The 16829-nt window shown below is 29.0% G+C and carries 16 protein-coding genes; all 16 read right to left on the bottom strand.

Annotation, left to right across the window (positions count from 1 at the left end; all coding sequences use genetic code 11):
- Positions 1–45 precede the first annotated feature (45 nt).
- Positions 46–447 (bottom strand): hypothetical protein, encoded by a 402-nt coding sequence (locus HMPREF9127_RS09040; RefSeq protein ID WP_255261685.1) that lies wholly within the window; start codon positions 445–447, stop codon positions 46–48.
- A gap of 41 nt (positions 448–488) precedes the next feature.
- Positions 489–1433 (bottom strand): hypothetical protein, encoded by a 945-nt coding sequence (locus HMPREF9127_RS04020; RefSeq protein ID WP_009447982.1) that lies wholly within the window; start codon positions 1431–1433, stop codon positions 489–491.
- Positions 1423–2901 carry a sensor histidine kinase gene (locus HMPREF9127_RS04015; protein WP_009448154.1) on the bottom strand — a complete coding sequence of 493 codons (1479 nt, stop codon included), beginning with the start codon at positions 2899–2901 and terminating at the stop codon, positions 1423–1425. The genes HMPREF9127_RS04020 and HMPREF9127_RS04015 overlap by 11 nt, the downstream gene beginning before the upstream one ends.
- Positions 2886–3569: a response regulator transcription factor gene (locus HMPREF9127_RS04010; RefSeq protein ID WP_009448255.1), complete on the bottom strand. Its 684-nt coding sequence runs from the start codon at positions 3567–3569 to the stop codon at positions 2886–2888. Before HMPREF9127_RS04010 ends, HMPREF9127_RS04015 begins: the two co-directional genes overlap by 16 nt.
- 142 nt (positions 3570–3711) lie before the next feature.
- Positions 3712–6465, bottom strand: coding sequence for a formate dehydrogenase subunit alpha (gene fdhF / locus HMPREF9127_RS07750; RefSeq protein ID WP_083814279.1), 2754 nt, complete (start codon positions 6463–6465; stop codon positions 3712–3714).
- Positions 6466–6490: 25 nt separating this feature from the next.
- Positions 6491–8086 (bottom strand): NADH-ubiquinone oxidoreductase-F iron-sulfur binding region domain-containing protein, encoded by a 1596-nt coding sequence (locus HMPREF9127_RS03995; RefSeq protein ID WP_009447866.1) that lies wholly within the window; start codon positions 8084–8086, stop codon positions 6491–6493.
- Positions 8087–8096: 10 nt separating this feature from the next.
- Positions 8097–8582, bottom strand: coding sequence for an NADH-quinone oxidoreductase subunit NuoE family protein (locus HMPREF9127_RS03990; protein ID WP_009448332.1), 486 nt, complete (start codon positions 8580–8582; stop codon positions 8097–8099).
- A gap of 413 nt (positions 8583–8995) precedes the next feature.
- Positions 8996–9271, bottom strand: a complete 276-nt coding sequence (locus tag HMPREF9127_RS03985) for an HPr family phosphocarrier protein (protein ID WP_009447775.1) — start codon at positions 9269–9271, stop codon at positions 8996–8998.
- A gap of 438 nt (positions 9272–9709) precedes the next feature.
- Entirely contained in the window at positions 9710–10303 is a 594-nt protein-coding gene (locus HMPREF9127_RS03980; protein ID WP_255261684.1) for an ABC transporter ATP-binding protein, read from the bottom strand.
- Complete coding sequence (locus HMPREF9127_RS03975; RefSeq protein WP_009448007.1) at positions 10296–11504, bottom strand: ABC transporter permease; 1209 nt, start codon at positions 11502–11504, stop codon at positions 10296–10298. The genes HMPREF9127_RS03980 and HMPREF9127_RS03975 overlap by 8 nt, the downstream gene beginning before the upstream one ends.
- 23 nt (positions 11505–11527) lie before the next feature.
- Positions 11528–11986, bottom strand: a complete 459-nt coding sequence (locus tag HMPREF9127_RS03970) for a DUF4418 family protein (RefSeq protein ID WP_009448091.1) — start codon at positions 11984–11986, stop codon at positions 11528–11530.
- Between the two features lie 21 nt (positions 11987–12007).
- Positions 12008–12424, bottom strand: coding sequence for an FMN-binding protein (locus HMPREF9127_RS03965; protein WP_009447955.1), 417 nt, complete (start codon positions 12422–12424; stop codon positions 12008–12010).
- 16 nt (positions 12425–12440) lie between these two features.
- The gene (locus HMPREF9127_RS03960) at positions 12441–13118 is read right to left on the bottom strand and encodes an ABC transporter ATP-binding protein (protein WP_009448273.1); all 678 of its coding nucleotides are present in this window, start codon (positions 13116–13118) and stop codon (positions 12441–12443) included.
- Positions 13119–13121: 3 nt separating this feature from the next.
- Positions 13122–14321 carry an ABC transporter permease gene (locus HMPREF9127_RS03955; protein WP_009448454.1) on the bottom strand — a complete coding sequence of 400 codons (1200 nt, stop codon included), beginning with the start codon at positions 14319–14321 and terminating at the stop codon, positions 13122–13124.
- A gap of 7 nt (positions 14322–14328) precedes the next feature.
- Entirely contained in the window at positions 14329–15609 is a 1281-nt protein-coding gene (locus HMPREF9127_RS03950; RefSeq protein ID WP_009448321.1) for an ABC transporter permease, read from the bottom strand.
- Between the two features lies 1 nt (position 15610).
- On the bottom strand, positions 15611–16582 hold the full coding sequence (locus HMPREF9127_RS03945) for a Fe-S-containing protein (RefSeq protein WP_218015492.1): 972 nt from the start codon (positions 16580–16582) through the stop codon (positions 15611–15613).
- Between the last annotated feature and the right edge of the window lie 247 nt (positions 16583–16829).

Raw genomic sequence — 16829 nt, 5'->3', positions numbered from 1 at the left:
GATAATAAAAAATCTCTATGGTTTTCATAGAGATTTTTTGTTACGCTAATTTATTTGTTTAATCTTCAAAAACTCTGTATATGTCAATTCACTACTAATTGAATTAGTCCATTGAAAAGTAACTACTTCTCTTCTATTTTTTAAACTAACTGTAAAAATTGGTAATGTTCCTATATCCTGATTTTTTATTTCATACATAGAAATATCATCTGCTGTTAAAATTACTATTAGATTCTCATCTGGAGAAACAAAATAATCTAATACATTTTGAACTTTTTCTTTAACTTTCAATTTAGAAATTTTGCTAGATTTATTAGAAAAGATGTCAACATTTGGAATTAAGTCTAAATCAATTTCACTCGACACAAAATTATCATGTGAATAATTACTCAATATTCCTTTAAAAATCCAGTTAAAATTACTTCTTTTAACGCCAAAATTTTTCATATCATACAAATTAATGTTATCACTTGAATATCCAAGTTTTCTTATATTATTAAAATACGCTTTTTCTCCTCTATCTCCAGCAATATCTTTAATCGATATTTGCTTTTCATCTGATAGTCCATCAATTTTATATATTGAATAATTTTTTTATTTGTCTCCGAATTATATGATTCAAGACTAATATAATTTTTACTCAAAAAATTGATTGTTGCATTTTTTATAGCTAACTCAATTCTATTAGAATTATTTATATAGTCATTACTGACATAAATCCCATCATTTGTTGAATTTACAAGAAAAAATTTATTCTTATTGTTTATAAAAAGTCCCTCTATCTTGTTAAATGTTGGTTTTTCATCTCCGTTTTTTCTAAATAGAAAAGTTTCATAATCAACATCTTTTGTTCCTACACTTTTTACTCCTATTAGAAAACTAATATCTTTTTTTGAATTTTGTGAATTGTCATTAGAATTTAGTTCACCGATATTATTTTTATCAACATCATCTGAAATTTTTTCATACATATAGTATTTTTTATTATGAATTGTAGCAATTTTATTTTTGTTAATAATTATAAATTCTTTATAAAAATTTCTTTCATCTCTTATTGAAACTACGATTACGTCCTCAGAATCAATGTTAATCTTATCAGTTACGACTCCATTATATAATAAATAATTTTTAAAATTTACTTGTCTAAATTTAAATTTAGGATTCGTTGTTTTTGTTTTTTCAAAATAAATTATTTCTTTATTTATATATAATTTATCATCTGTTATTTTAGACTCGCTACCATCGCTTAATGATGTTATAGAAGTCAATTGCCATGTTCCCGATACTAACAATGAATTCGCTTTTGGTTCTGAAATCATTGAATTTATATCAGTATATCTAAAAAAATTACCTCTTAATACAAAAAATAGTAAAATTGTCAAACAGAATAAACTAATACCAATACTACTAAATATTAATTTCTTATATTTCATTTTTAAGTTCTCCTTTTTCAAGTGGGAGTTCAACTCTAACTACAGTCCCTTTTTCTAGAACACTTCTTATAATTAAATTTCCATTATGAGCTTTTACAATTTCTTCACAAATAGACAATCCAAGGCCTGTATGTGAATTACTATTAGAGCCTTTATAAAATTTACCCGTAACTAACGAGATTTCATCTTCTGAAATTCCACAACCATTATCTATTACTTCAACAACAGCTATATCATCTTCAATTTTTATATCAGTTAAAACAACTCCACCTTCATCAGTAAATTTTAAAGCATTATCTAAAATGTTGATAAATACTTGTTTAATTCTATCTCTATCAGCAATTACCATTACTCTTTTAGTTTCATCATAATTTAAAATCATATCAATTTTTTTGGAACTAGATTTTGGCATTAATTGTTTATTTATAAAAATTCCAAGTTCATTGAGATCAAAAAGTTCCTTATTCATTATAAGTCTTCCACTACTAAGCTCTGAAAAATCTAAAAGTTCTGTTACCATATTACCTAATCTGTCACTTTCTTTTTCTATAATACTTAATCCATCTTCCAAAAGTTTATTTCCCTTAGCCTCCGGTTGAAGTGTAAATGCCCAGCCCTTTATTACAGTAAGTGGAGTCCTTAATTCATGAGAAATACTTGAAATAAAATCTTTCTTTAATTGTTCTTTCTTTACTAAATTCTCACTCATTAAATTCATAGTACTTCCTAGTTTAGAAATTTCATAATCTCCTACTTCATCAGCTTTCTCATTTAGCTGTCCATCTGCTAATTTTAATGCAACATTAGTAAGCTTTTCTATAGGATTAACAATCTTAGTATTCATAAAAATACTAATACTCACACCTATTACAATCACAAAAAAACCAAATAGGAAAAATACTAGATATCTCTGTGCAATAATTCTATCAATATTTTCCAAAGATATTATAAATCTAGCAATTCCAACTTGTTCATTTCCATTATTAAGAGGAATAGATACGGCCAATTCATTTTTATTTGAAATAGAATTTTTATACACATAGGATCCATTACTACCATTTTTAGCTGAAATAACATCACTTGAAGACAATACTTTACCTACATGATTCCCATTAACAGTATCCAATAATACTTTACCTGAATTATTTAAAATTTGCACTTCCGAATTTACTTCACTATAAAATTCTTCTATATCATCCAAAACAAGTTCAGAAAGACTTGAATTAGCTAAATAAGTTTCATAAAGTTTTGCACTATATTTTGCTTGGCTTTGGATTACACCTGTTACTCCTGAATAATAATAATTTTTTATAGTAAATATCAGAAAAATTTCAAAGAATACTACAATTAAAAGAATTACTAATAAAAATTGAATCATAATTCTTGTTCTTAAGGATTTTTTCAATATAAAATCTTTAACATCTTTAAATTTTTCAACTAATTTATCATACTCTAGTTTGAATTCCATCTATATCCAGTCCCCCAAACTGTTTCAATATACTTTGGTTTACTTGAATTGTCTTCAATTTTAGCTCTAAGTCTTCTTATATTAACATCTACAATTTTAATATCTCCATCAAACTCTTCTCCCCATGTCATATTTAAAAGTTCATTTCTTGAAAAAGCTCTTCCTGGATTTGACATAAAAATTGTTATAATTGTAAGCTCTGTTGGTGTAAGCTCAATTTCTTTTCCTTCTTTATAAAAATTTTTAGAATACAAATCTAATTTAAAAGGATATATATTAATTAAATCACTATTGTTTTGAATTGAATCTAAACGTCTAATCAAAGACTTTATTCTCAATATAAGTTCTACAGGGTTAAATGGTTTACTTAAATAATCATCTGTTCCACTTTCAAGACCATTAATTCTATCAACATCTTGTGTCTTTGCAGTAAGCATTATTATTCCAATTTTAGGAAGTTTTTCTCTAAGAATTTTACAAACTTCAAAACCATCTATTCCAGGTAACATTACATCTAGAATAACAACCTGAGGATTATATTTTAATGCAAGTTCAACTCCTAATTCTCCAGTTCCTGCTTCTAAAACTTCAAAACCTTCTCTTTCCAAATTTATTTTTGTAAATAATCTAATATTTTCTTCATCTTCAACTAATAATATTTTACTCATCTTTTCCTCCTTAAATACTAATAAATAAACTACTAATAGTATATATTAAATTAAGATAAGTTTCAAGAATAAAAATAAAATTGCAAACAAAAAGATTGGAAAGTGTTTTAACTTTCCAATCTAAGTATAAAATATTTTCTCATTAAACTATTTCATCAACTAATTCATTTAAGTCAACAAATTTTTCACTCTCTAATCCTTTATCAAGTTTATTAACTTTCTTAATATTTACAGCTGTTACTTTATATTCAGCTGTTTTTGTTATAGGGTCATAATGAGCACTTGTCAATTGGTTAACTGGTGTTTCAGCAAAGTGGAATGTCATATAAATTAATCCAGGTTTTACTTTTTCAGTAATCTTAGCTCTACCAACTACACTACCTCTTCTAGAAGTAACTCTCATAAAATCTCCATCTTCTAGACCGTGTTTTTTAGCATCCTCTGCAGAAATTTCGATTAACTCATGTGGAAGAATTCCATCAAGAGCATCTGAATATCTTGTCATTACATTATAATGATACAAAGTTCTTCCCGTTGATAAAATTATTGGATATTCTTCATTTTCTAATTCCTTTGGTCCCTCATACTCAACAGGTACCATAAGAGCTTTATCGCCTCTTGTAAATTTACCTTCATGAAGATATTTTGTTCCCGGATGTTCTGCTGTAGGACATGGCCACTGAACTCCATTCAATTTTTCTATCTTATCATAAGTAATTCCTCTATAAGTAGGCATACATTTTCTTATTTCATCGAAAACATCTTCTGATGTTTCCCAATCAAAGCCTTTACCGCCAAGTCTTTTAGAAACATCTGCCAATATAGCCCAATCCAATCTTGCTTGTCCAGGCGCTTCGACAGCTTTTCTAACTCTTTGAACTCTTCTTTCAGATGCCGTAAATGTACCATCTTTTTCTGCATAACAAGTAGCAGGTAAAACAACATCTGCAAGTTTTGCAGTTTCAGTTAAATTAATATCTTGAACTACTAAGAAATCTAAATTACTTAAAGCATGTTTAACATGATTTGCATCTGGGTCTGAAAGTACGGGATCTTCTCCCATAATATACATAGCTTTTACTGAACCTTCTGCAGCTCCATCAAGCATTTCCGGAATTCTAAGTCCCATTTTTCTATTTAGTTTACAATCCCAATGTTGTTCAAAAAGTTTAACATTTTCTTCTTCCAATACTTTATGATAACCAGGGAAATAATTTGGTAATGCAGCCATATCACAAGCTCCTTGAACGTTATTTTGTCCACGAAGCGGATTAATACCGCCACCTTCAATACCTATATTTCCACATAGCAAAGCTAAATTAGAAAGATTCATTACATTTGAAGTACCTGTTGTATGCTCAGTAATACCTAAAGTATAGAATATACCAGCTCTTTCAGCTGAAGCATATGTTCTTGCAGCTTCATAAATTTGTTCAACAGGAACTGTAGTAATTTTACTTACAAGCTCCGGAGTATATTTTGAAACAAGTTCTTTAACTTCCTCAAATCTTTCTACTTTATTTTCAACATATTCTTTTGAATATAATCCTTCAGTAATTATTATATTCATAATACCGTTAATTAATGCAGCATCAGTTCCGGATTTTAATGAAAGATGTAAATCCGCTTCCCTTGCTATTTCAGTTTTTCTAGGATCTACTACTATTAGTTTTTTACCTTGTCTATGAGCTTGTTGCATCTTATTTCCAATTATCGGATGAGCTTCAGTTGTATTTGAACCTATTACAAACATTAAATCTGTTTTAAAAACTTCATTAACAGAGTTTGTCATAGCTCCTGAACCTAATGTTGTTGCAAGACCTGCAACTGTAGGAGCATGTCAGGTTCTAGCACAGTGGTCAACATTGTTTGTACCAATAGCAACACGCATCATTTTTTGAAAAGCAAAGTTATCTTCATTACAAGTTCTTGCTGAACTTAAACCTGCAATTGAATCTGGTCCAAAATTTTCTTTAGTTTCTTTTAATTTAGAAACAACCAAATCCAATGCTTCTTCCCAAGTAGCTTTTTCAAATACACCATTTTTCTTAATCAATGGCTCTGTAAGTCTACCCGGACTGTTAATTAAATCAGCATGGAAACGTCCTTTTACACAAAGTTGAGTTCCATTAATTGGAGAATCTTCATTTGGTGTAACACCAATAACTTTTCCCGTTTTAACATTTACATTTAAATCAAAATTACAACCTGTACCACAGAAAGGACAAGTTGTTCTAACTTTTTTAACTTCCCAAGGTCTAGTTCCCATTAATTGTTTATTGAGTAAGGCACCTGTTGGACATACGCTTATACATTGTCCGCAGAATCTACAATTATCAGTACTTAAATCTAAATTCTTATGAGTACCGATATGAGCTTCAAAACCTCTATCTACAAAGTCAATAGCCCCTGTAACTTGAACATCTTGACAAACTCTAACACATTTACCACATAAGATACATTTATTTTGATCTCTAATCATAACCGGATTGTTATCATCAATTTTATGATTTTGAACTTCACCAATCCAAGTACCTTTTTTCATTCCATATCTATAACAATATTCTTGTAATTTACAGTTACCAACCATATCACAAGTTAAACAATCACTTGGGTGATTAGAGAACAATAAATCTAAAATATTTCTTCTTATTTTTGTTAATTTGTCACTTTCAGTATTTACAACCATACCTTCTTTTACAAGTGTGGAGCATGCAGTTTCTAACTTTCTACTTCCTTCTATTTCAACAACACACATTCTACATCCAGCAAAGGCGGTAAGGCTTTTTTCATAACATAAGTTTGGAATATCAATTCCAACTTTCTTAGCGGCTTCAATGATAGTAGTTCCCTTTTCAACACTAACATTTTTGCCATTTATAGTTAAATTAATCATATTAGCCATAATAAACCTCCGGAACCTATCTTCTAATTATAGCATTAACTGGACATGCAGCTTCACAAGATCCACATTTAATACATTTAGATGGGTCAATAACATGTAATTCCTTTTGAACTCCGGTAATACAATCAACCGGACAAGCTTTAGCACATTTAGTACATCCAACGCACTTATCTGTAATAAAGAACTCAAGAAGTGATTGACAAACACCTGCCGGACACTTCTTATCATAAATATGAGCTTCATATTCATTTCTGAAATAATGAAGTGTACTAACAACAGGATTTGCTGCAGTTTGTCCAAGACCACAAAGAGATGCAACAGTAATAGTTTCTGAAAGATCTTCCAATCTTTCAATATCACCATCTTCACCTTTACCGGCAGTTATTTTTTCCAATAGTTCCAACATTCTCTTTGTACCCTCTCTACAAGGAACACATTTACCACAAGATTCTTCAACAGTAAAGTCTAAGAAAAATCTAGCGATGTCAACCATACAGTCAGTCTCATCCATAACAACCATACCACCTGAACCCATAATAGATCCAATTCTAGCAAGAGAACCGAAATCTACAGGTGTATCAAAATAATCAGTTGGAATACATCCACCTGATGGACCACCGGTTTGAACAGCCTTGACTTTTTTATCATTACCAGTACCACCACCGATATCATATACAATTTCATTAATAGTCGTTCCCATTGGAACTTCTACAAGACCGGCATTAGCAACCTTACCTACAAGAGCAAATACTTTAGTTCCTGAACTGTCTTCAGTTCCTATTGATCTATACCAATCTGACCCTTTATACATAATTTGCGGAACATTTGCAAAAGTTTCAACATTATTTAAAACAGTAGGTTTTTGGAAAAGACCTTTAACTGTTGTTCTATAAACTTTAGTTCTTGGCATTCCACGTTTACCTTCAATAGATTCTATTAAAGCAGTACCTTCTCCACAAACAAATGCTCCTGCACCAAGTCTTAATTCTACATGGAAACTAAAATCAGTTCCCATTATATGATTACCAAGAAGATTTTTTTCTTCTGCTTTTTTAATTGCTTCTCTTAAATTTATAACAGCCTTTGGATATTCAGCTCTAACGTAAATAAAACCTCTATCAGCTCCAATCGCATAACCACAGATAGCCATTCCTTCTAATACAGAATGTGGATCTCCCTCAAGTATGGATCTATCCATAAATGCACCCGGATCTCCTTCATCCGCATTACATACTACATATTTTTGTCCTGCAGGTTGTTGCATAGCACCTTCCCATTTTCTTCCTGTTGGGAAACCTGCACCACCACGTCCTCTAAGTCCTGAATTTTTCATTTCATTAACTACATCTTCAGGAGTAAGACCACTTATTACTTTAGCCAAAGCGTAATACCCACCTAATGCAACATATTCGTCAACACTATGTGCATCAACAATTCCAAAATTTTTTAAAGCTATTCTAGTTTGCTTTTCAAAAAACTCTCCTTTTAGACGAATTCCATTTTCGTCAATTATGTACTTATCAGGTTCTTGTTTTAACCTTTCAATTAATAGAGGATAGTTTTCTTCTTTGATAGAATCAAGCACTTTAAAATCAACTTTAGTTTTTATCATAAAATCACCCCTATTTATATTTTCTTAATATTCTTCTGATGTCCGCTTTTTTTATATGAGCATATACATCTTCATTTATTGTAACAACAGGTGCTAAATTGCATTCCCCGATACAACGAGTTTGAGCAACGGAAAATTTCAAATCTTCACTTGTTCCACCAACTTCTACCCCTACTTTATCACAAAACTCATTTAAAATTTCTTGAGCTCCTTTTACATAGCAAGCAGTTCCCATACAAACAGAAACTTGATACTTACCCTTAGGAATAAATGAAAATTGTGAATAAAAAGTAGCTACACCAAAAACTTTAGCAGGAAATATTTTCATTCTTTTTGCTATCAAATCCATTATTTCTTCAGGAAGATATCCAAAAATACTTTGTGCTTCCTGTAAAACCGGCATCAATGCTCCCGGAATGTCTTTTTTCTTATCAATAAACTCACAAAGCTCATCTATTTTGTCTTGATTTTCTTCAACATTAAAAACAAAAGCCATAATTTGCCTCCTTTTAAAAAGTTTTAGAAAAACTCATACAATTATATAATAAAAAATATATAGTATATATTTAAAAACATCAATATTAAATTGTAAACTATAAAAAATATAAATATGTAATTATTTTAGTATATAACAAATATGTAGTTATTCTATATAAAATATAGCGAAAAACTATGCTACATCATAATTAAAGTATATCAAAAATATCAATATTTTTCAAGCATTTTAGCTTTTAAGCATTAAAAATTTTTATACATTTTTTAAAAAAATATTTTATTTAACATCTAATTATATATAAATTATTAACATTCTAATTTAACAATTAATCTTGTTATTTATATTTAAATAATTATTCACAAAATAAAAAATCTCCTATACCGATAAGAGATTCTTTTATAATTATTTTTATATTAAATTGTATAGAATTCTTTTAAGTCTTGTTCAAAAAATGATTTTAAACACTCCATAGCTTCTATTTCATCCTCACCCGTTATTTCTATTTCTATCTCTTCTTTATTTCGAGCTTGCATTGACAAAATACTCAAAATACTTTTTCCATTATATCTGTTATTATCTTTAATTAATATAATTTCAGAATTAAATTTTACTGAATTTCTTAAAAACATAGAAGCTACTCTGGCATTAAGCCCAATTTCCGAATTGACTATAACCTTTTCCTTTAACATAACTGCCTCCTTTATTTTTATTTCTTTTATAAATTATATCAAATATATACAGAAAAGTCCACATAATGATATGATAATCTAAATTTTTTATTATTATTTTTAGAATAGTATATTAAATAATGTTTTCATTTATACTTTCTATTACGATTAAAGATAGTTTATCTAAAGCTAATAATATAAACCTTTCCAATTTTTAAAAAATTACAACAATTTTTTTTAGAAAATTTCATAGTTTTTCAATAAGAACCCAACTCTTCCACGATGCTTCACATCGAGTGGACTCCCGGGAACCTTGTTGTTAAAAAATAAAAAACTGATTAATTCAAAAAATTAATCAGTTAAAATTTATATATTAAATATTTTTACCCTCAGTAATTTTACCTGAAGACATTGTATATACTTTATCTGCATAATCAAGACATGCTAGGTCATGAGTAACTAGTATAATTGTTGTATTATTTTTTTATTTATCTCTTTTAGTGTTTTTAAAACTTCCTTTGTATTTTCTACATCTAAATCGGAAGTAGGTTCATCAGCAAGAATTATTTTGGGATAATTCATTAAAGCTCTTGCAATTGTCACTCTCCTAAGCTCTCCACCAGATAATTCTCTTGGATATGATGTTTCTAAGTTTTCAATACCCAATTCTTTTAATAGATATTTTCCGCGACCAACAGGATCACCTTCTCTTTTACTTAGAAAAAATGGCAAACAAATATTGTCAAGTACATTTAAAGTAGATAATACAACTGTTGATTGTGGAATAAATCCTATTAAATCATTTCTTATAAAAGATTTTTCATCATCCGAAAGAGAACTGATTTCTTTATTATCAAAAAATATTTTTCCACTTGTTGGACTTAATATTCCTGAAATTATATTTAAAAGGGTTGATTTTCCACTTCCTGATTTCCCTATAATAGCAATAAATTCTCCATCATTTATTTCTAAATTTACTTCATCAACTGCATTAAACTCTTTTGCTCTAACAAATGTTTTACATAATTGTTCTATTCTTAACATTCTAATCATTCTCCCTCATTGTTAAATAAGCATCTGTTCTACTTATCTTTCTAGTAGCATTTAGTGATGATAAACAACCTACCAAAGTTCCAACACACAAACTAAATATTGAAACCAACACTAAATTATAGATTGAAGGAGTTAAAAATGGTAAATTCAAATTTTTTTGAATAATTGGTATAATAGAAAACACCGAAATTATACCAACTATTATTCCAAGAACCGATCCGTAAAATCCAATATATATAGATTCATACATAATTATTTTTGATAATTTTTTCTTGGAAGCTCCTAAAACTCTTAAAATACTAAGTTCTTTCTTTCTCTCATTAACTATAATTGAAAATACAACTGCTAAAAGAACCATAGACATAACCCAAATTACAGCTATTGAAATATAAATATAACTAGAAATAACTTTTAAATTTGAGGAAACTTCATTTACAAATTTTTTGCTGAACATAGCAAATATTCCATCTTTCGCGTATTCTTTCATTATTTTATTTGACACTTCTGATGCACTATAATTAGGCTTTAATTTTATTAAAATTGTTGAAACTTTTTCACCCTCAGATGCCGGATTTTTTTGTATTCTTTCACTTGCTCTTGCTAGTTTTCTGGCAGTTTTCATATTTACAAAAACAGTAGCATCAAATCCCATTCCTGTTTGTTCAAGTTTTCCAGCTATATCTAACTCTTCTTCAAAAAATTTAACTTTTGAATTTTTTTCTCCGATAATATTACTTCCAACTATAACTTCATTATCTTTTAATTCTCTATTCAAAGTTTTTTGTAACCAAGGCTTAATTAAAAAATCTGAATCATAATCTATACCAATTATTTGAACAGGATATGAGCAACAAGATGCAGAAAGTGTAGCTACATAAAGTTGAGGAGTTGCAGATTCTATACCCTCAATTTTTTTTATCTTTTCCAAAGAATTATCAGGAAGATAAAATTCACTTGGCTCACCTTTTAACAAAACACTTTCGATATTTGCCTTGTACCCTTCTGGTACAACTATTATATCAGCTCCTAGTCTATTTGAAAGATTATTAACTCCACCGGAAATACTTGATGATAAAATTGTTCCACAGAATAAAAATAGTACAAAAATAGCAATTATACTTACTAATGAAATACTTCTAAGTGGTTTTTTTCTAATATTTTCCTTTGCCAAGAATTTAATATCTATTTTTTTATTACTCATCTTTTAACTCTTTTCTATACAAACTAATTTTCTTTTTTTATAAAAATATAAACTATATATACAATTGAAATAATTGCAATTAAAATTCCCAAAATAGAAACTATTGTAAATGTATGATGTTTTATACACTCCATATTGTCTTTCATACAATATCCCATAAATCTAGGAGCACCATCTTTTCCCATACCAATAGAAAGCTTTATAATTTTATTTGGTATCAAATGAACACTAATTCCCGCAATTATATTAATAATAGAAAAAATAATATTTATAATTTTATTTTCAACAAAAATAGAAATTAATGAAATTACAACAATACCCATTCCAACATAAGTAGCCAACAATCCACTATAATAACAACTCATTCTCATTCCATTTGCCATTGCAGGACAAACCGGTGCAATTATAAATGGTGTTAGAGACAAAATTAATCCTAAGAATAAAACTAAAATATTTACACATTTTTTCTTCAATATTTTCACGAAAATCCCCCTTAAAAAATATTATTTATTTAAAGCGTCCTTAACTGCACTTTTAAATCTCTTATAAGATACAGTAGCCCCGCTAACTGAATCAACTTTCTCAATATCTTGAACTTCAACCAGCTTTTTAGCATATCCTTCGCTATTTTTTACAGCCTTTTGAGCTTGTTTATAGTTAAAATCAGCATCATCTTTACCATAATTTTCATCTTTTATCTTATTATTTTTATTATCTCTTTCTTCCCTAACACAGTTTACAATCTTTTTATCCTTTATAGTTATTACAACTTTAACAGTAGCACTTTCATCTTTATAGTATCCTTCAAACACTCCGTCTTTTAATTCTTTTTTAGAACTGCAAGCTGTAACAAATACCATAGAAATAATTAGAATAATAAAACTTTTAAAATATTTTTTCTCATATATACCACCAAACATATTATAATATAAAAATTTACGTTGTCAATAATTTATCATCTATAATTTTTCCATAATCTAAAGTTATCTTTCTCATAGCTTCATCTCCAACTTCAGGGTCATGAGTTACAACAATTATTGTAGCACCTTCTTTATGAAGTTGCTTTAAAATTTCTATAACCATAATTTCATTAGCTTCATCTAAGTTTCCTGTCGGCTCATCAGCTAAAATAATCTCCGGATTATTTATTAATGCTCTTGCAATACAAACCCTTTGTTGTTCTCCACCGGATAATTGACTTGGCAAGTGTTTAGCTCTATCAGCTAAGCCTACTTTTCTAAGAGCCTCCATTGCTTCTTTTTCATCAATCATACTATGATAATATTGTGCAACCATTACATTTTCAAGAGCAGTTAAATAACTAATCAAATGAAATTGTTGAAATATAAGTCCTATTTTTTCTCGCCTTATATTTGTTAGATTTTTTTGACTTTCTTTAGAAATATCAACACCGTCAATTAAAACTTGTCCATTCGACGGTCTGTCCATACAGCCGATTATATTCATCATAGTTGTTTTTCCTGAACCGGATGATCCCATTATAGCAATCCAATCGCCTTTTTTTACTTTTAAATTTATATTGCTAAGAGCGTTAACCGACTCATAAATTTTGGAAACATCCCTAAGTTCTAATATTACTTTATCATTATCCATAGTCTATTCTCCTTTTAATACTAAAGCAGGATCAATTTCAACAGCTTTTTTAACAGGTAATATACAACCTGCAGTAGTTACTAATACTGAAATAACAACAATTACAGGAATCAATAAATATTGGAATGTAATTGTCCTACCGAAAACACTAAGGCTTACTCTTTGCGCAAATACAAATCCAAATCCTACTCCGATTAGTCCTCCAATCAAGCCAAGCAATACACTCTCTCCAATAAAATCCATTATTATTTCTTTATTATGAGCACCGAGCGCTTTCTTTAATCCTATCTCTTTTCTTCTTTCAGCAATTATTGCCATCATAGTTGTTGAAACGGAAATAGTTGTCAATACTAAAATTACAACATTTACCAGTAATATGAGTGCTGTTAATTTATTTAAAACAGTATCTTGAGATTGAGTAACTCTCTTTACCGCGGTCCCAAAAACATTCGGTAATTTCCCATTCAACTCCTTGGCAAAATTATCCAACTCACTGTGATTAGCTTCTATACTGCATTCAATAGAATCAATTTTGGTAGTATCTTCTACAATTTCATTAAGTTTTTCAAGACTTAAAAATATAAAAGATTCTTCCTTCCCACCTGTAGTAATTATACCTTTTACGGTTAAAATCACATCATAAAAATCATCGCCCGTATCTTTATTTTTACTTTTTTCCGCAGAATCATTTACATCCGATGCAACAGCACTTTTACCATGCTTTACTCCACCAACTCTAAATTTATCTCCAACAGAAAGTCCCAAAGTATTGGCAATTTCTTTTCCTACCATAACTTCACTTGAATCACTATTAGTTGCCCATTCTCCTTCAATATACCAAAATGGACTGTTCTTTTTTGCCCCCTCCATGTCAGTTCCTGCAAGAATATAAGGCTTTTGATTTATTTTTGTTGTCTCATATCTATAAGGAGCAACTCCTACAACGTTCTTATTTTTTACAAGTTCTTTGAATTTATTATATTCTTCTTCACTTATTTTTCCCTCATTAGGTAAACATATAAAATTTGCTCCATAAGATCTAAATTCTTTCCCCAACTGTCTTGGAATATCAAAATATATTGTAATAAGCCCTGACATAATTGTAGCTCCAATTATAACCGCTAAAAGCGCTACTACCATTCTTGACTTTCTTCTAATGAAAGAACTTAAAATCATTTTTAAATACATTTTTCTTTTGCTCATTTTAATCCTACCTTCCATGAAGAACTTCTGTCGGCTTAAGTTTAAATAAATAATGTATAGCAGGAATACTTCCTATTAAGGAAACCCCTATTACCAAAGCAATATCTATCGGAATAACCATAACAGCCGGTTCAATATACGAACCGAATACTGTAATACCAATGATTTGCGTAAATCCAAGTCCAATGAAATATCCTGCTATACCTCCAATAATTCCGGTAAGTACAATCTCTGTAAGTATAAGCAACATAATTCTTAAATTGGAACCTCCAATTGCTTTTATAAGACCTATCTCTTGACTCTTCTCCATTACAGTTGCTGTAACAAGATTTGAGATTCCAAGTGCTGAACCTATTGAACCCAATGCTGTAATTAGTATCATAAGTAATTTAGTTTTATCCAAAATTTTTCCCTCTGACTCAGCAACCTGTCTTATAGGTTTTGCAACACTATCTTCAACAACTTCCTGGATTTGATAACAAATGGAACTTACATATGCAGTACAATACCAAGTTTCATACTCGGTTGGTGTTAAACTGTTTGGATCTCTTGTTGCCTTTTTAGCCAATTCATTATCAGGAGTTGTAAGTGCAGAAACTTCTATATTTGAAATTTTACCTTTAGCATCATATAATTCTTGAGCAGTCTTTAAAGTAGAAAATATATTTAAGTCTTCATTACCGCCTGATTCAAATATCCCTTTAACATTATAAACCTTGGTTTGTTTACCACTACTAACTTCTATTTTATCTCCAACCTTTATTCCATTTCTTCCTGCAAATAAACTTCCAACCATAACACTGTCATTATCATCTTCATTTAACCATTCTCCATTAATCTTCCACCAATTTTTCAAATTTTTCATTCCGGTATCAATTTGTTCACCTGTTGTTAAATCCATATGTTTGGCAAACCATGTACCTATAAATTTAGTTTTTTGATTATTAACTTTTGCAGTTTTTTCAAGATAGGGAGTAAAATCCACAATCGAAAACCCCCAAAATATTTGTTTAATTTTAGGTAAATCTTCTTCTTTTAAATATTTATCCTTCGTTGCAGTTTCTGAATTTTCCAATTCATATAAATCAGAAATAAGTGAAGCATCTTTAGAAACTACATTTATATTTGCTCCATAAGTTTTAAGTTCTTTATTTACTTTATCTCCAACCCCAAGCATTACATTTAACATTCCGGTTGCAAGCGAAACGCCAAGTGCAACAGTAAATGCTATCATAAACATCTTTTTTCGTTGTCTGATTAAAGTTCCAAAAACCATTCTCCAAAACATATTATTCACCTATTGGAAATCTTTCTTTTTCTTTATCTAAAACTTTTTTATCAATTATTATCCTTGAATTTTCAATTTTATACTCAAAAGGTATAGGATTACATCCACCCTTAAATCCTATAGTTGCCTTATTCATAACAACGTCACATCTTTTACATACTATATCATTTTTTCTTTCAAAATAACCTGCAACACCACATATCTGACAAGCATCTAGTCCTACGCCATAAGAAGTGCTGTTAGGCTTTCTAACTACTATAAATCTTATGTCATGTCCATCTTTTTTATAAGAAAATCTATGCAAATGTCCATCATCAACATCAGATAGAGGAATTACAATATTATTTCCTTCTTCTTGGTAAGGCTGAGCAGCAGTTAGTTCAACCGGCTTTGTTAGTTGATAATTTAAATATGTTGCAGAAAACAACATAACAAAAGATAAGACAGTTGTAAAATATGCCCATCTTCTATTTACAATTAATCTCCATTTTTCTTTTCTTAAACTTGCATTGGTTTCAAAGTTGCCATTAACTTTTAAATTATTATAAACAAAGAATATTGCTCCCAATAATATTATTATAAAAGCTATTCCAATGAAATATGCTTCGCTTTTATCTTCAAAAATCATCAAATCAAAAACTTTTATTCCAAAGATATTACTCTTTTCAGTCAAAATAGGAGCCATATTGAAATCTTTTTTTAAATATTCTTTGAGTCTAACAATAGCTGTAATTCCCCTTAGAGCATATTCTAGAAAAGTATTGATAAATACTGCAATAAACATTATAGTATATTGTCTTTTACTACATCTTATTAAGAATTTATAAAATGCCAATACAAGTAAAATTCCTGTTAAAATTCCAAGTATATACCCACTTATTCTAAACAAAGTCATTGTACTTACAGAATCTTCTCCAAACGCAACAAATTCCATTGCTTGAGTTAATAGTCTAGGTATTATTAAATAAAGCATACAGGAAATTGCAATAAGCATAAATGCTAAATTTAAAGAAATAAATACTTTGTAAATTCGCTTATGTTTTTTTACTAGAATACTCAAAATTAAAAAATACTTAGTAAAATAAAAATAAATAAACATAATGCAAAGACATATCTATTCAATTTTGTTACTGTATGTATCATTTCTTTTTTATTTTTAACTCTAAGTATATGTATATATAAACCTAAAATAATTCCTAATCCTAAAATTGAAAAGGAAA

The sequence above is a fragment of the Parvimonas sp. oral taxon 393 str. F0440 genome (genome assembly GCA_000223315.2).
Lineage (GTDB): Bacteria > Bacillota > Clostridia > Tissierellales > Peptoniphilaceae > Parvimonas.
This window is presented reverse-complemented; position numbering and strand designations above follow the sequence as displayed.

Excerpts from the sequence above, each read along its gene's own strand:
- HMPREF9127_RS09040 (WP_255261685.1), bottom strand. The coding sequence starts at position 447 with ATGAAAAATTTTGGCGTTAAAAGAAGTAATTTTAACTGGATTTTTAAA.
- HMPREF9127_RS04020 (WP_009447982.1), bottom strand. The coding sequence starts at position 1,433 with ATGAAATATAAGAAATTAATATTTAGTAGTATTGGTATTAGTTTATTC.
- HMPREF9127_RS04015 (WP_009448154.1), bottom strand. The coding sequence starts at position 2,901 with ATGGAATTCAAACTAGAGTATGATAAATTAGTTGAAAAATTTAAAGAT.
- HMPREF9127_RS04010 (WP_009448255.1), bottom strand. The coding sequence starts at position 3,569 with ATGAGTAAAATATTATTAGTTGAAGATGAAGAAAATATTAGATTATTT.
- HMPREF9127_RS03995 (WP_009447866.1), bottom strand. The coding sequence starts at position 8,086 with ATGATAAAAACTAAAGTTGATTTTAAAGTGCTTGATTCTATCAAAGAA.
- HMPREF9127_RS03990 (WP_009448332.1), bottom strand. The coding sequence starts at position 8,582 with ATGGCTTTTGTTTTTAATGTTGAAGAAAATCAAGACAAAATAGATGAG.
- HMPREF9127_RS03985 (WP_009447775.1), bottom strand. The coding sequence starts at position 9,271 with ATGTTAAAGGAAAAGGTTATAGTCAATTCGGAAATTGGGCTTAATGCC.
- HMPREF9127_RS03980 (WP_255261684.1), bottom strand. The coding sequence starts at position 10,303 with ATGATTAGAATGTTAAGAATAGAACAATTATGTAAAACATTTGTTAGA.
- HMPREF9127_RS03975 (WP_009448007.1), bottom strand. The coding sequence starts at position 11,504 with ATGAGTAATAAAAAAATAGATATTAAATTCTTGGCAAAGGAAAATATT.
- HMPREF9127_RS03965 (WP_009447955.1), bottom strand. The coding sequence starts at position 12,424 with ATGTTTGGTGGTATATATGAGAAAAAATATTTTAAAAGTTTTATTATT.
- HMPREF9127_RS03960 (WP_009448273.1), bottom strand. The coding sequence starts at position 13,118 with ATGGATAATGATAAAGTAATATTAGAACTTAGGGATGTTTCCAAAATT.
- HMPREF9127_RS03955 (WP_009448454.1), bottom strand. The coding sequence starts at position 14,321 with ATGAGCAAAAGAAAAATGTATTTAAAAATGATTTTAAGTTCTTTCATT.
- HMPREF9127_RS03950 (WP_009448321.1), bottom strand. The coding sequence starts at position 15,609 with ATGTTTTGGAGAATGGTTTTTGGAACTTTAATCAGACAACGAAAAAAG.
- HMPREF9127_RS03945 (WP_218015492.1), bottom strand. The coding sequence starts at position 16,582 with ATGCTTTATTTAATAATACCTAGACTATTAACTCAAGCAATGGAATTT.